The following is a 14,968-nucleotide window of genomic DNA, read 5'->3' on the forward strand; positions in this document are numbered from 1 at the left end:
AACGCAGTGCCGCAACCGGGAAGGCCTGGGGTGCCTGGCGCACCACCGTCCTGCGGGGCACGTCGCTGAAGGTGAAGCTCAAGGCCAAGCACCGCTACGGCTTCGAGGTACGAGCGCGGGACGGCGTCGGGAATGTCGGTGCCTGGAGCGCGGCGCGAACCACCGCAGTGCGGTAGCCGTTCCCGCACCCGGATCGAACGGATCTCTTGTAGGGGTCACGGTCTAGGGTTGCCGGGCCATGGTTCTCGCCTCCATCCCCAGCCCGTCGCAGGGTGTCTGGCACCTCGGCCCGTTCCCGATCCGTGGTTATGCGTTGTGCATCGTGGTCGGCATCATCGTGGCCATTGCGGTGGGCGAGAAACGTTTCGTCGCCCGCGGCGGAACGCCGGGCCAGGTCACTGATATCGCGTTCTGGGCGGTCCCGTTCGGCATCGTCGGCGGGCGGCTCTATCACGTGATCACCACCCCGGAGCCCTACTTTGGGCACCACGGTGATCCCGGCAAGGCGTTGGAGATCTGGAAGGGCGGCCTGGGTATCTGGGGCGCGGTCGCGCTGGGCGGATTGGGCGCCTGGATCGGCTGCAAGCGGATGGGGGTGCGGCTGGCCCCGCTGGCCGATGCCGTCTGTCCCGGGGTGGCGCTCGCCCAGGCCTGTGGCCGGTGGGGCAACTGGTTCAACCAGGAGTTGTACGGCCGACCCAGCCACCTGCCGTGGGCACTGCGCATCGACCCGGCGCACCGCCCGGACAATACCCCGGACATCGCCACCTACCACCCGACGTTCCTGTACGAGTCGCTGTGGTGTCTGGGCGTGGCTGCGGTGGTGCTGTGGGCGGACCGTCGGTACAACCTCGGGCACGGGCAGACCTTCTGGCTGTACGTCGCGACCTACACCGTCGGGCGGGGGTGGATCGAGGCGCTGCGGGTGGACACCGCCGAGCATGTGCTGGGTCTGCGGCTGAACGACTGGACCTCGATTGTGGTGTTCAGCTTCGCCGTCAGTTACATAGTGTGGTCACGCCGTCACCATCCGGCGCGGGAACTGTCGGTTTACCGCGATGGCCATGTCCTGGTGTCCGCTGCGCCGCCCGAGGTGGGGGAGCCCGAGCGGGCGGAGCCTTAAGCAGGGGAGCGCCCTCGGGCGGTGCGGTAGGCTTGGTGGACCGCCGCTGGGCCAGAGTTGTCCCGCAGATTTGTTCGGCCCTCGGCTACCGCCTTGGGCCTGCCACCCTCCGCGCACCACACGATGCGCCTTTGTGGGTACCACCGTCAGTGTCGACGTCATCCCGCCTGTTGCGGTAGCCCGCAGCGTCACCTTCCAAACCCGACGGGAGTCCCTGTGCCTGTTGGTCCGCCGGCGCCCCAAGGCCTGTACGACGGCCGCCACGAACACGACGCCTGCGGTGTCGCGTTCGTCGCGACGATGAGCGGCGTTGCGTCCTACGACATCGTCAGCAAGGCACTGACCGCGCTGCGCAACCTCGAGCATCGCGGCGCCGCCGGTTCCGACCCGGACTCCGGTGACGGCGCCGGCATCCTCACCCAGGTCCCGGACGCGTTCCTGCGCGCCTGCGTGGACTTCCCGTTGCCCGCCGCGGGCAGCTATGCCGTCGGTGCCGCGTTCCTCTCGCAGGACGCCGAGGAGCGCACCGCGGCCGAGGCCCGGATCGAACAGATCGCGGTCGACGAGGGTCTCAGCGTGCTCGGCTGGCGGGACGTCCCGATCACCCCGAGCCTGCTCGGCGCGGCGTCCGGGGCCACCGTGCCGGTCGTCCGCCAGGTGTTCGTGACCCCCGACGAGACCAGCCCCGCGACCGCCGCCTTCCGCCGCGGCGACACCGCGCTGGCGCTGGAACGTCAGGCTTTCGTGCTGCGCAAGCGCGCCGAGCGGGAGGCCGGGGTCTACTTCCCGAGCCTGTCCGCACGCACCCTGGTCTACAAGGGCATGCTGACCACCGGCCAGTTGGAGCCGTTCTACCCCGACCTGTCCGACCGTCGGTTCGCCACCGCGATCGCGCTGGTGCACTCCCGGTTCTCCACCAACACATTCCCGTCCTGGCCACTTGCCCACCCGTACCGCTACATCGCGCACAACGGCGAGATCAACACCGTGATGGGCAACCGCAACTGGATGCGGGCCCGCGAGTCGCAGCTGATCACCGAGGAGATCCCCGGCGACCTGGAGCGGTTGTTCCCCATCTGCACGGCCGGCGCCAGCGACTCGGCGAGCTTCGACGAGGTGCTCGAGCTGCTGCACCTGGGCGGGCGTTCGCTGCCGCACGCGGTGCTGATGATGATCCCGGAGGCCTGGGAGAACAACCCGGACATGGACCCGGCGCGCCGCGCCTTCTACGAGTTCCACGCCACGCTGATGGAGCCGTGGGACGGCCCGGCGTCGATCACCTTCACCGACGGCTCTCTGGTGGGTGCGGTACTGGACCGCAACGGCCTGCGGCCCTCCCGGTACTGGGTGACCGACGACGGCCTGGTCGTGATGGCCAGCGAGGTCGGTGTGCTCGACCTCGACCCGGCGCGCATCCTGCGCAAGGGCCGGCTGCAGCCCGGCCGCATGTTCCTCGTCGACACCCGCGAGGGCCGGATCGTCGAGGACGAGGAGATCAAGTCCGCACTGGCCGCCGAACGCCCGTACGACGAGTGGCTGCACGCCGGGCTCATCCACCTGGAGCAGCTGCCCGAGCGCGAGCATGTCGCCTACACCCACTCCTCTGTGACGCGGCGTCAGCAAACCTTCGGGTACACCGAGGAGGAGCTGCGCATCCTGCTCGCGCCGATGGCCCGCACCGGTGGCGAGGCGCTCGGGTCGATGGGCACCGACACCCCGATCGCGGTGTTGTCCGGCCGGCCGCGACTGCTGTTCGACTACTTCACCCAACTGTTCGCGCAGGTGACCAACCCACCCCTGGACGCGATTCGCGAGGAGCTGGTCACCTCGCTGTCCACCTCGATCGGCCCCGAGGTCAACGTGTTGACCTCGTCCGGGGCGCACTGTCGGCAGATCACGCTGCCGTTCCCGGTCATCGACAACGACGAGCTGGCCAAGCTCGTGCACATCAACGCCGACGGGGACAAGCCCGGCTTCAAGGCGGTCAACGTCACCGGCCTGTACGAGGTGGACGGCGGCGGTGCGGCACTGGCCGCGCGGCTGGACGCCATCTGTGCTGAGGTGTCCGAGGCCATCGCCGACGGCGCCCGGGTCATCGTGCTGTCCGACCGGCATTCCGACTCCGAGTTCGCACCGATCCCGTCGCTGCTGCTGACCGGCGCCGTGCATCACCACCTGATCCGGGAGAAGACCCGTACCCGGGTGGGGCTGGTGGTGGAGGCCGGTGACGTACGCGAGGTGCACCACGTCGCGCTGCTCGTGGGTTTCGGTGCCTCCGCGGTGAACCCCTATCTGGCAATGGAAACCGTCGAGGACATGGCCAACGCCGAGGTGCTGCTCGACATCGCACCCGAGAAGGCCGTGCGCAACTTGGTGAAGGCGCTCGGCAAGGGCGTGCTGAAGGTCATGTCGAAGATGGGCGTGTCGACCGTGGGCTCCTATCACGGCGCGCAGATCTTCGAGGCCATCGGTCTGTCGCAGGAACTCGTCGACAAGTACTTCACCGGCACCACCTCACAACTCGGCGGCATCGGTATCGACGTGGTCGCCGAGGAGGTGTTCCGCCGGCACCGCATCGCCTACCCACTGGGCGGTATCTCCGCCTCGCACCGCAAGTTGGCCATCGGCGGGGAGTACCAGTGGCGCCGCGAGGGCGAGCCGCACCTGTTCGACCCGGACACGGTGTTCCGGCTGCAGCACGCGACCCGGTCGCGGCGCTACGACATCTTCAAGCAGTACACGACCCGGGTGGACGACCAGGCCAAGCGGCTGATGACGCTGCGCGGGCTGTTCGCCCTCCGCGAGGGACTGCGCCCGCCGGTGCCGATCGACGAGGTCGAGCCGATCTCGGAGATCGTCAAGCGGTTCAACACCGGGGCGATGTCCTACGGCTCCATCTCCGGCGAGGCGCACGAGACGCTGGCCATCGCGATGAACTCCCTGGGTGGTCGCTCGAACACCGGCGAGGGCGGCGAGGATGCGGACCGGCTCTACGACCCGGCCCGGCGTTCAGCGGTCAAGCAGGTCGCCTCGGGTCGGTTCGGGGTCACCGCGGAGTACTTGACGAACTCCGACGACATCCAGATCAAGATGGCGCAGGGCGCCAAGCCCGGCGAGGGCGGCCAGTTGCCCGGCCATAAGGTCTACCCGTGGATCGCCAAGACCCGGTACTCCACGCCGGGCGTGGGGCTGATCTCCCCGCCGCCGCACCACGACATCTACTCGATCGAGGACCTCGCGCAGCTCATCCACGACCTGAAGAACGCCAACCCGGCCGCGCGTATCCACGTGAAGCTGGTCGCCGAGGTCGGGGTCGGCACCGTGGCCGCGGGGGTATCCAAGGCGCACGCCGATGTGGTGCTGATCTCCGGGCACGACGGCGGCACCGGTGCCTCGCCGTTGACCTCGCTGAAGCATGCGGGTGCGCCGTGGGAGCTCGGTCTGGCCGAGACCCAGCAGACGCTGCTGCTCAACGGCCTGCGCGACCGCATCGTGGTGCAGACCGACGGTCAGCTCAAGACCGGCCGCGACGTGATCATCGCCGCGCTGCTCGGTGCGGAGGAGTACGGCTTCGCCACCGCGCCGCTGGTCGTCTCCGGCTGCATCATGATGCGGGTCTGCCACCTGGACACCTGCCCGGTCGGCATCGCCACGCAGAACCCGGTGCTGCGCGAGCGGTTCACCGGCAAGCCGGAGTTCGTGGTCACCTACTTCGAGTACGTCGCCGAGGAGGTGCGGGAAACCCTGGCCGCGCTGGGTTTCCGTTCAGTGGCCGAGGCCATTGGGCACGCCGAGGTGATCGACGTGTCCGCGGCGGTGGCGCACTGGAAGGCGTCCGGGCTGGACCTCACCCCGATCCTGCACGTGCCGGAGATTGAGGAGGGCGCGGCCCGCTACTGCACCACCGCGCAGGACCACGGGCTGGACAAGGCGCTGGACAACCAACTCATCGCGCTGTGCGCGGATGCCATCGCGCACTCCGCGCCGGTGCGCGCGCAACTGAGCATCCGCAACGTCAACCGCACCGTGGGCACCATGCTGGGCCACGAAGTGACGAAGCGTCACGGCGGCGTCGGTCTGCCCGACGGCACCATCGATCTGACCTTCGTCGGATCGGCGGGGCAGTCGTTCGGCGCATTTGTGCCGGCCGGTATCACACTGCGGCTGGAGGGCGACGCCAACGACTACCTGGGCAAGGGCCTGTCCGGTGGACGGCTGGTGGTCCGCCCGGACCGCGGCGCGACGTTCACCGCCGAGGACAACATCATCGCGGGCAACGTCATCGCCTACGGCGCCACCGGCGGGGAGATCTTCCTGCGCGGCGTGGTCGGCGAGCGGTTCTGCGTGCGCAACTCCGGCGCGCTGGCGGTCGTGGAGGGCGTGGGCGACCACGCCTGCGAGTACATGACCGGTGGCCGCGTGGTGATCCTCGGACCGACCGGACGCAACGTGGGCGCGGGCATGTCCGGTGGCGTGGCGTTTGTGCTGGACCTGGACCCCACCGACGTGAACGGTGAGATGGTCGACCTGGACCCGCTCGCCGAGGAGGACCGCGAGTTCCTGCGCGACGCGGTGACCAAGCATGCCGAGGCCACCGACTCCGCTGTCGCGGCCAAGCTGCTCGACGGCTGGCCCGCCGCCGTCGAGCGGTTCGGCAAGGTCATGCCGAAGGACTACAAGCGGGTGCTCGAAGCCCAAGCGGCCGCGGCCGCCGAGGGCCTGGACAGTGAGGCGACCATGCGCAAGGTGATGGCGGCGTCCCATGGCTGACCCCCGCGGCTTTCTCACCACCGGACGCGAGGTCGCCAAGCGACGCCCGGTCGACGAGCGGCTAAACGACTGGAACGAGGTCTACCCCGAGGACGGGGTGGGCCGCGCGCTGCTGCCGATCATCACCAAGCAGGCCGGGCGCTGCATGGACTGCGGCATCCCGTTCTGCCACTCCGGTTGCCCGCTGGGCAACCTGATCCCGGAGTGGAACGACCTGGTGTGGCGCAACGACTGGCAGGAGGCCATCGAGCGACTGCACGCCACCAACAACTTCCCGGAGTTCACCGGGCGGTTGTGCCCGGCGCCCTGTGAGCCGGCCTGTGTGCTCGCCATCAACTCCGACCCGGTGACCATCAAGAACGTCGAGGTCGCCATCATCGACCGGGCCTGGGACTCCGGGTGGGTCGTCCCGCAACCCCCGGAGCGGTTGAGCGGCAAGACCATCGCGGTGATCGGGTCCGGGCCGGCCGGCCTGGCCGTCGCCCAGCAGTTGACCCGGGTGGGACACACCGTGGCCGTGTACGAGCGCGACGACCGCATCGGTGGCCTGCTGCGCTACGGCATCCCCGAGTTCAAGATGGAGAAGCGCTACCTGGATCGTCGGCTGCGCCAGATGAAGGCCGAGGGCACCAAGTTCCGCCCCGGCGTCAATGTCGGCGTGGATGTGACGGCCGATCAGTTGCAGAACAAGTTCGACGCGATCGTGCTCGCCGTGGGCGCCACCGCGGCCCGGGAGCTACCGGTGCCGGGGCGCGAACTGGGCGGCATTCACCAAGCCATGGAGTACCTGCCCTGGGGAAACAAGGTGTGCGAGGGTGACCTCGAGGTCAGCCCGATCAGCGCCGAGGGCAAGCACGTCATCATTATCGGCGGCGGAGACACCGGCGCGGACTGCCTGGGCACCGTACACCGGCAGAAGGCCGCGTCGGTGACCCAACTGGAGATCATGCCGCAGCCGCCGGGCGATCGACCGGAGAGCCAGCCGTGGCCCACCTACCCGATGATCATGCGCACCGCGAGTGCGCACGAGGAGGGCGGGGAGCGGGTCTACGCGGTGTCCACCAGCGAGTTCGTCGGCGATGCGGACGGCAACGTCGCCGCTCTGCGGCTGTCCGAGGTGCGGTTCGTGGACGGGAAGATGGAACCGGTGCCGGGCACCCAGCGGGAGATCCCGGCACAGCTGGTGCTGTTGGCCATGGGCTTTATCGGCCCAGAGCGCAACGAGCTGATCAACGACCTTGAGGTGGAACTCGACGCGCGCGGCAACGTCGCCCGCGACGAGTCCTACGCGTCCAGCGTGGACGGAGTGTTCGTGGCCGGCGACGCGGGGCGCGGCCAGTCGCTGATCGTGTGGGCGATCGCCGAGGGCCGCGCCTGCGCCGCGGCGGTGGACGCCTACCTCACCGGTCACACCGCCCTGCCCGCGCCGATCCCGCCGTCCGCGCGCCCCCTGGTGGTCTGACCGCCTCCCACTCTCATCTTCGTCCGGCGTTTCGGGGTATCAACCTGCTCTGATAGCCCCAAACCCCGGACGAAGATGGGTGGGATGGGTGGTCAGGCGGCGCGCGAAAGCATCGTGCCGACCTCGCGCACGATGAGTTGTGGGGTGCGGAAGACATCCCGTGCCGTGTAGCGCAACAGCGGCAGATCGCCCAGCAGCATTCCGTTCTCCCGCCGGAGGTCGGCGATGTGGTGTTCGGCCTCCGCATGCTGCTCTCCGTCGTACTCAATGCCGAAATTCGGCCGCCGAAAGCGCATGTCGGGGATGCCGAGCAGTGTCCCGTCGGCGGCGTAGTAGGGCTCGTTGAGGTAGTCCGGCTCGGGGAGTCCTCCTTGCACGATCACCATCCGCAACCGTGATTCCATTGGCGACGCGGCTCCCGGACGGGCCAGCGCCACCGCCTCGCGGACCTTGCGCACGTGTGGCCAGTACGGGCGCTCGTCGGCGTATCGCATCAATCCCTGCGACGTGACCAGGCGAGCGTGCAGGAAGCCGTCTGCCCAGACCACCGCTTCGACGAACGTGGAGGCGGCCATCAAGCCGAAGCAGGTGCGCTCCGGAGTGCTGATGGGGATGCCGTGCCACTCGTCGATGTCCTCGGGGTCGAGGGCCAATCGGCTGGTCCGCGCTCCGGCCAAGACCATGCCGTACTTCTCCCGCGACCCCGCGAGATGCAAGGGGATCGTTGTGCCCGTCGGCGGGGTCCAAACCCCGTAGAGCCAGGCCGCGGTCACACCGGTGACGATGGCATGTGCCGGGGAAGCCAGCCGCACAGCGTCGAAGCGACGTTGGTCGGTCAGCGGGAGCGAGGCGTGCACCGAGACGTTCCGGAACAGTCGGCGCCAGCACTTCGACCGCAACTGATCAGGCGTCAGCCCCGCGGCGGCGCCGAAGTCGTGGTGGAAGGGTCCGGTGAGGAGGACATCCGGGACGTAGGGAGTAGGAGCCATGGACGGAACTCTGACTCCGTCGCCGGCCCCCTGGCTTCGCTTTCGCCGCCCTGTGGACAAACACGCTCATCCTCGTCCGGGGTTTCGGGCTATCGAGCGGTCCTGATACCCCTAAACGCCGGACCAAGACGGTGGTTCGGCGCCCTCAGCGGACCTTGAAGGGGACGCGGACGCAGAGCAGTTGGTCGTCGTGTTGGTCGGCGGCGGTCAGCGTCAGGTTGTATCTCCCCGGCGGCGCCTGGTCGGGGACCGGCACCCGCTTGTGCAGCGAGAAGTCGCCCGCCGGTAACGGCAGGTGCACCACGTCCGCGAGCCGGCCGCTGCGGTGCAGCAGGGGCGCGCCGAGGTAGCTGACCCGCAGGTCGTAGCTGCCGCCGGTGACCCGCTGGCGCAACGTGCCGCGCACACTCACGGTCACGTCGCGACCCGCCTGCAGCGGGTAGGGATCGACGTCGACGGCACTCACCCTGGCGGGGGAGCCCGTGCCGCAGTTGGTGAAGGGCAGCGAGTCCGCAACGGCGGCCCGGGCGGGAGCCGCCACGGTGACCGCGGTGGCGAGCAGTGCGGCCGCGCCGCCGGAGGCGAGCAGACGGGTTGGGTAACGGCGGTCGGCGGGCATGAAGACCTCCGGAATGGGTGCTGGTCGATGTCAGCGTGCCGGCCGAACCCGGGATTTTCCCGCCGGCGCCGGGCGAGTCGTTCTGACGGGCAATCTGTTGATCGACTTTGCATTCCGCTAACGCGTCGGATGCTGAAGACTGCGCGCCATGACGCTGATGCAGAGCGGAAGTCTAAATGCCCTGCGCACCGAGGTGCGCGGCGAGGTCTGCGGCCCGGAGGATGCCGGTTACGACCAGGCCCGCAGCGTGTGGAACGCGCAGATCGACCGTCGACCGGCCGCGGTCGTGTACTGCGCGGACGCCGCCGACGTCAGCGCCGCGATCCGCTGGGCCCGGGCCGAGGGCGTCGGCCTGACCGTCCGCGGCGGCGCGCACAACGCGTCGGGTTCCGCGGTGTGGGACGGCGACCTGATGATCAACCTGGCGCGCTGCAACGCCGTCGAGGTCGACCCGGCGGCCCGCATCGCGCGCGTCGGCGGCGGGGCGCTGCTCGGTGATCTGGACGCCGCAACCCAGGCGCACGGATTGGCCGTGCCCGCGGGGGTGGTCAGCCACACCGGCGTCGGCGGGCTGACCCTCGGCGGCGGCATGGGCTGGTTGTCCCGCGACCTCGGCCTGACCATCGACAACCTGCTCGGCGCCGAGGTGGTGCTCGCCGACGGCAGTGTCGTGGAGGCCAACGAGACCGAGCACGCCGAGCTGTTCTGGGCGTTGCGCGGCGGCGGCGGCAACTTCGGCGTGGTCACCCGCTTCGATTTTCGGTTGCACCCGGTCGGCCCGATGATCCAACTGGGCATGCTGTTCTGGGACGTCGAGGACTCGGCCGCCGGTCTGCGGGCCTGCCGCGACCTGGCGGCGCAACTCCCCGCCGGGTTCGGGTTCATCATCGGCGGAATGAACGCCCCGCCCGCCCCGGTGGTGCCCGCCGAGCATCACCTCAAGCCCGGCGTCATCGCCCTGCTCGTCGGCTACGGCACCCCGGAGGAGCACGCGGCACAGGTGGACCGGCTGAAAGAGGCCTCTCTCGCTGACGCTCGAGGGGGGCGCGGGACCTGCCCGCCGCTGTTCGAGTTCGTCTCCCCGATGCCGTACGTCGCGCTGCAGCAGATGTTCGACGAGGGCAACTGCTGGGGCCTTTACAACTACGAGAAGGGCACGTCGCTGCCCGAACTCTCCGATGACGTCATCGACACCCTGGTCGAACAACTAGCCGCACGGTCGGTGCCGACCCACATGGTGTTGATGTATCTGATGGACCGGAAGTACTGCGCGGCCGCCGAGGACGCCACCGCCTGGGGTGGCCGGCGTATCCCGTACTGGGCCACGTTCATCCTCGGCGTCAACCACACCGAGGACACCTGGGGCAATGGTCGGGACTGGGTACGCGCCACCTGCGCGCGGCTGGGTGCGTTCTCCGACGGCATCGGCACGTACATCAACTCCCTGGTCGACGACGACCCGGACCTCGACACGCTGCGCGCGACCTACGGCGCGAAGTACGAACGGCTGCGCCGGGCGAAGGCCACCTACGACCCGGACAACGTGTTCCGTCGTGGCGCAAACATCACACCGGCGGGCACGTAACGTTGCCTGCCCGGCACGGCAATTTCGCACGCCCGTAACGGCATTGCCCCTAGGGTCACCTCATGCGACGTGCCAAGATCATCGTGACCCTCGGCCCCGCCACCGACAGCCCGGACCAGATCCGCGCCCTCGTCGAGGCCGGGATGGACATTGCGCGGCTGAACCTCTCGCACGGCACGTACGCCGAGCACGAGGCGCGCTACGCCCGGGTCCGTGCCGCCTCCGATCAGGTGGGGCGGGCCGTCGGCATCCTGGTGGACCTGCAGGGCCCCAAGATCCGACTGGGCCGGTTCGCCGACGGGGCCGTGCAATTGGTGGCCGGCGCGGAATTCACCATCACCACCCGCGAGGTACCGGGCACCGCGGCGTTGGTGTCCACCACGCACCTCGGCCTACCCGGCGACGTCGCACCGGGTGACCGGATCCTCATCGACGATGGGAAATTGTCCGTCGAGGTGCTCGACGTGCACGGGCCGGATGTGCGCACCCGGGTGATCGACGGCGGTCAGGTGTCGAACCACAAGGGGCTGAACCTGCCGGGCGTCGCAGTGAGTGTGCCCGCGCTCAGCGAGAAGGACATCGAGGACCTGCGCTGGGCGCTGCGCCTGCGCGCGGACCTGATCGCGCTGTCGTTCGTGCGCGACGCCAAGGACGTGGAGGACGTGCGCGCGGTGATGGACGCCGAGGGGGTGCGGCTGCCGGTGATCGCCAAGCTGGAGAAGCCGCAGGCGGTGGACAACCTGGAGGAGGTCATCGATGCCTTCGACGGGCTGATGGTGGCCCGGGGCGACCTCGGCGTGGAGTTGCCACTGGAGGACGTCCCGTTGGTGCAGAAGCGCGCGGTGCACGCCACCCGATTGAAGGCCAAGCCGGTGATCGTGGCCACCCAGATCCTGGACTCGATGATCGACGACCCGCGGCCCACCCGCGCGGAGGCCTCCGACGTGGCCAACGCGGTGCTGGACGGCGCGGACGCCCTCATGCTGTCCGGGGAGACCAGCGTGGGGAAGCACGCCCTGGGCGCGCTGTCCACGATGGGCCGGATCATTTCCGCCGTCGAGGAGGACACGTTGACCGACCTGGCCCCGCCGCTGGGACCGCCGCACACAGTCGGTGGGGCCATCGGTCGCGCGGCCGCCGAGGTGGGCGAGGCGATCGACGCCAAGTACCTGGTGGCGTTCACGCAGAGCGGGGACACCGCCCGGCGCTTGGCCCGCTGCCGCTCGCCGATCCCGCTGCTCGCGTTCACCCCGAATCCCGCGGTGCGCAGCCAATTGGCGCTGAGCTGGGGCGTGGAAACCTTCCTGGTGCCGGAGGTCGCGCACACCGATCAGATGGTGCGTCAGGTCGATGAGGCGATGGTCGCGCTGGGGCGGTGCGAGCCCGGCGACCGCGTGGTGATCGTGGCCGGCAGCCCGCCCGGCATCCCGGGTAGCACCAACGCCCTGCGCGTGCACCGCATCGGCGACGCCGTGGGCGAGGTGCATCCCGCCTACACCGCGCCCTGAGCGCGCCTACTCAACCGCCGCCGGCCGCGCTCAGCCGGGCGACTCGGCGTTAGGGTGGGCTGCCGTGGACGACATTCTCGCGCTGTGTGCCGACCTGCCCGAACGGACGTTCCAGTCCGGGTCGGACCTGCTCGCCGAGGGGTCCCGGAGTGGGGAGATTCACGTCCTGGTCGAGGGCACGGTCGGCATCGAGGTCGGCGGGGTGCTGGTCAAGCGGGTCTCCGAGCCGGGTGCGTTCCTCGGGGAGATGTCAGCGCTGTTGGGCACCGCTCACTCGGCGCGCGTGGTGGCGCTGACCGACTGCCGGACCAAGGTGATGCCCGCCGCGCAGGCCACCGCGAACCCGGACCTGCTGTTGGGCATGGCCCGGCTGTTGGCCGCGCGGCTCCACGCGATGACCGGGTACCTGGCCGACCTGCGCCACCAGTACGCCGACTCGGACACGCATCTGGGGCTGATGGCCGACGTGCTCTCCGAGCTGACCTCGGCCCGCCCGTCCGGCATCAGCCCGGGCTCGGCCCGCCCGGACCAACCCGACTACTGAGGAGATCGGGAACGTTGCCGGGGTGGGTCAGGCGTCGAGGGCGCGGATCTGCCCGGAGGCCCGCAGCAGCAGACGGGACAGGTTGTTCCCGGCCCCGATCAACACCTTTGCGTAGACCCGGGGATGATCCTCGGCGAGTTCCCGCAGGTCCGCGACGCCGAGTACCCGGCAGACCACCGGGTCGTCGGCGATAACATCCGCGGTGCGTCTGGCCCGTTCGTACAGGGCGGTCTCACCGAACGCGACCCCGGCACCGAACGTGCGCAGACGTCTCCCGCGGACTGCGCCGGCCGCGCCGGTGGGGTCCGCGCCGGCGCGCAGCCGCGCGGTGGCGCTGCCCGCCGCCAGGAAGAAGACCTCGTCGGCGTGCTCACCTTCGCGCACGATGACCTCGTCAGCGGCGAAACGTCGGGTCTGTAGGAGCGGCTCGAGGAGCGCGAGTTCGTCAGGGGACAGGTCCCGCAGGATGTCCAGGCGCTCGAGCGGCAGCTCGGCGGCCTCACCCAGACCCAGTTCGACGCCGTCCAACAGCCGATCCTCGCAGTGCTCCAACGCGTCGTCGGTGTCCGGCCAGAAATGCCCGGCGGCTATCGCGGCGTCGGCCCTCGGTGGACAGCGCGGGTGCGACGCCGAGGATCGCGGTGCGCAGCCCGTCCGGCCAGCCGGAGTAGAGCAACCGGATCCCGGCGGATGTCAGCCGGGCGTGCAGATCCGCCAGCAAGCTGATCGCGCCGCACGGCACGCTCCATCCGTCGCCCATCGAAGATCACGTACTTGGCCCACGTCGAAGCGGCCTCGACCTGGCGGATCAACTGCTCGGCGGTGGCGAAGTACAGGTCGCCCTGCAGTTCATAGACGTGCACCCCGCGACCGGCGGCAGCCAGGTGGCGGCGCTCCTCGTCGGCGCGCAGTCGTTTGGACGGCACCTCCGCGGCGTCGTAGCGGCGGCGCACGATGCTCCCGGCCACCCAGTTGACCTCAAGAAGGTGCAGTCCGAACTCGCCGGCAAGTTGTTCGCAGACCGCCACCCCGCGGGTGCTGTTCCCGAACGAGTCCAGTTGCGGGGAGAAGGTGCCCACGCCGATCTGCCCGGGCAGCACCGCGAGGATGCCGCCCGCGACCCCGCTCTTGGCCGGGACGCCGACCCGGTACATCCACTCACCCGACCAGTCGTACATCCCGCAGGTCGCCATCACGGTGAGCACCCGGCGCACACTGTTTGTCGACGCAGCGCGGCGGCCGGTCAACGGGTTGACCCCGCCGTTGGCCAGCGTCGCGGCCATCATCGCCAGATCCCGTGCGGTCACCAGGATCGAACACTGCGCGAAGTAAAGGTCGAGGTGGTCCTCCACCGGTTCGTCGATCATCCCGGTGCTCAACTCGAGGAAGGCGATGGCCCGATTTCGGTGCCCGGTGGAGCGTTCCGAGGCGCACACCTCCTCGTCGATGCGCAGTTCCCGCCCGGCGAAGGTCGAGAAAACCCCGAGCAGGTGGTCGCGCCGCGTCTTGAGGTCGGGGCCGCGGACCAATGCGCTGCAGGCGATGGCCCGGCGTTGACCATCGGGTTGAGCGGGCGGTTGTTGCGCTCGTCCATGACGATCGAGTTGAAGGCGTCACCGGAGGGCTCCACCCCGATTCGATGCATGACCTCCACCGGGCCACGGTCGTCCAGGGCGATGCCGAAAACGAACGGCTTCGAGATCGACTGAATCGTGAACTCGCGATCGGCGTCGCCGACGCTGTAGACGTGGCCGTCGGCGGCGGCAATGGCGATGCCGAACTGATTCGGGTCGGCCTTGGCGAGTTCGGGGATGTAGGCGGCAACAGCCCCGCTGTCACCGCTGTGCACCCTGCGGTACACCCGGTCCAGACGTGCTCCCATCACCGAACTCGCCGCGGCTGCCTGCTTCTCAACGAAACCTCACTGCCGTCGGACTGCGTTGTGATCTGTCGACCGTAGCCGGCATTTGTTACAGGCGTTGTCGCAGGTCACTCCGCTACTGACCGGACCGGGACAGTTGGCGATCCTCCTGGCCCATCATCGAGGTCCACCTGGCCAACCCCAGGTCCAGATCGATCTCCACGCACGTCGGCACCGGACCGGTCTGCTTGCCGGGATTGAACACCCAGGCCCCAGCGACGGAGTCGACCCAGGATCCGTCGGGGGAGAACGGGGCCTGATGGATGTGCCCGCACAGCACCGCGTCCGGGTGCCACTTGTCGATCCATTCCGCCACGGCCGCATCACCGAAGTGGCGTGACCCCGTCCAACTGAGCAGGGACTCCGGCGGGGAGTGGTACACCCATATCCAGTGCCGGGCGTCGCCGCGGTCCACCTCGGCGATCAGTTGTTCGCAGTCCGCGCGGG

The 14,968-nt window shown here is 69.4% G+C and carries 10 protein-coding genes and 1 pseudogene; 6 read left to right on the forward strand and 5 right to left on the reverse strand.

The genetic code is table 11. The features are described from left to right. Positions 1-238 precede the first annotated feature (238 nt). The 3 genes from lgt to VGJ14_18000 all read left to right on the forward strand — a co-directional run bounded on the left by lgt (position 239) and on the right by VGJ14_18000 (position 7,355). Positions 239-1,123, forward strand: coding sequence for a prolipoprotein diacylglyceryl transferase (gene lgt, locus VGJ14_17990; GenBank protein HEY2834320.1), 885 nt, complete (start codon positions 239-241; stop codon positions 1,121-1,123). Positions 1,124-1,339: 216 nt separating this feature from the next. Further along, a complete protein-coding gene (gene gltB, locus VGJ14_17995; protein HEY2834321.1) occupies positions 1,340-5,893 on the forward strand; it encodes a glutamate synthase large subunit in 4,554 nt (1,517 codons plus the stop codon). After that, on the forward strand, positions 5,886-7,355 hold the full coding sequence (locus VGJ14_18000; protein ID HEY2834322.1) for a glutamate synthase subunit beta: 1,470 nt from the start codon (positions 5,886-5,888) through the stop codon (positions 7,353-7,355). Before gltB ends, VGJ14_18000 begins: the two co-directional genes overlap by 8 nt. A gap of 92 nt (positions 7,356-7,447) precedes the next feature. On the opposite strand, the gene VGJ14_18005 is transcribed toward VGJ14_18000, so the two are convergent. Next, positions 7,448-8,344 (reverse strand): hypothetical protein, encoded by an 897-nt coding sequence (locus tag VGJ14_18005; GenBank protein HEY2834323.1) that lies wholly within the window; start codon positions 8,342-8,344, stop codon positions 7,448-7,450. A 145-nt stretch (positions 8,345-8,489) separates the two neighbouring features. Then, positions 8,490-8,963 carry an ML domain-containing protein gene (locus VGJ14_18010; protein HEY2834324.1) on the reverse strand — a complete coding sequence of 158 codons (474 nt, stop codon included), beginning with the start codon at positions 8,961-8,963 and terminating at the stop codon, positions 8,490-8,492. Positions 8,964-9,111: 148 nt separating this feature from the next. Between VGJ14_18010 and VGJ14_18015 the strand changes: the two genes are divergently transcribed. From VGJ14_18015 to VGJ14_18025, 3 genes are all read left to right on the forward strand, one after another. Further along, positions 9,112-10,548: an FAD-binding oxidoreductase gene (locus VGJ14_18015; GenBank protein HEY2834325.1), complete on the forward strand. Its 1,437-nt coding sequence runs from the start codon at positions 9,112-9,114 to the stop codon at positions 10,546-10,548. Between the two features lie 62 nt (positions 10,549-10,610). Further along, positions 10,611-12,056 (forward strand): pyruvate kinase, encoded by a 1,446-nt coding sequence (pyk, locus tag VGJ14_18020; GenBank protein ID HEY2834326.1) that lies wholly within the window; start codon positions 10,611-10,613, stop codon positions 12,054-12,056. A 64-nt stretch (positions 12,057-12,120) separates the two neighbouring features. Next, a complete protein-coding gene (locus VGJ14_18025; GenBank protein ID HEY2834327.1) occupies positions 12,121-12,600 on the forward strand; it encodes a Crp/Fnr family transcriptional regulator in 480 nt (159 codons plus the stop codon). Positions 12,601-12,627: 27 nt separating this feature from the next. Here the strand turns inward: VGJ14_18025 and VGJ14_18030 are convergent, their stop codons facing one another. From VGJ14_18030 to VGJ14_18040, 3 genes and pseudogenes are all read right to left on the reverse strand, one after another. Beyond that, positions 12,628-13,152 carry a cyclic nucleotide-binding domain-containing protein gene (locus VGJ14_18030; GenBank protein HEY2834328.1) on the reverse strand — a complete coding sequence of 175 codons (525 nt, stop codon included), beginning with the start codon at positions 13,150-13,152 and terminating at the stop codon, positions 12,628-12,630. A gap of 35 nt (positions 13,153-13,187) precedes the next feature. Next, positions 13,188-14,482: pseudogene (gene glsA / locus VGJ14_18035) on the reverse strand (glutaminase A). A 115-nt stretch (positions 14,483-14,597) separates the two neighbouring features. Further along, on the reverse strand, positions 14,598-14,968 hold a 371-nt coding region (locus tag VGJ14_18040), incomplete at its 5' end, for a hypothetical protein (GenBank protein HEY2834329.1).

This window comes from Sporichthyaceae bacterium (assembly GCA_036493475.1).
GTDB lineage: Bacteria > Actinomycetota > Actinomycetes > Sporichthyales > Sporichthyaceae > DASQPJ01.

Bases quoted from the DNA above. Each gene is read 5' to 3' on its own strand.
- lgt (HEY2834320.1), top strand. From the start codon at position 239: ATGGTTCTCGCCTCCATCCCCAGCCCGTCGCAGGGTGTCTGGCACCTC.
- VGJ14_18000 (HEY2834322.1), top strand. From the start codon at position 5,886: ATGGCTGACCCCCGCGGCTTTCTCACCACCGGACGCGAGGTCGCCAAG.
- VGJ14_18005 (HEY2834323.1), bottom strand. From the start codon at position 8,344: ATGGCTCCTACTCCCTACGTCCCGGATGTCCTCCTCACCGGACCCTTC.
- VGJ14_18010 (HEY2834324.1), bottom strand. From the start codon at position 8,963: ATGCCCGCCGACCGCCGTTACCCAACCCGTCTGCTCGCCTCCGGCGGC.
- VGJ14_18015 (HEY2834325.1), top strand. From the start codon at position 9,112: ATGACGCTGATGCAGAGCGGAAGTCTAAATGCCCTGCGCACCGAGGTG.
- pyk (HEY2834326.1), top strand. From the start codon at position 10,611: ATGCGACGTGCCAAGATCATCGTGACCCTCGGCCCCGCCACCGACAGC.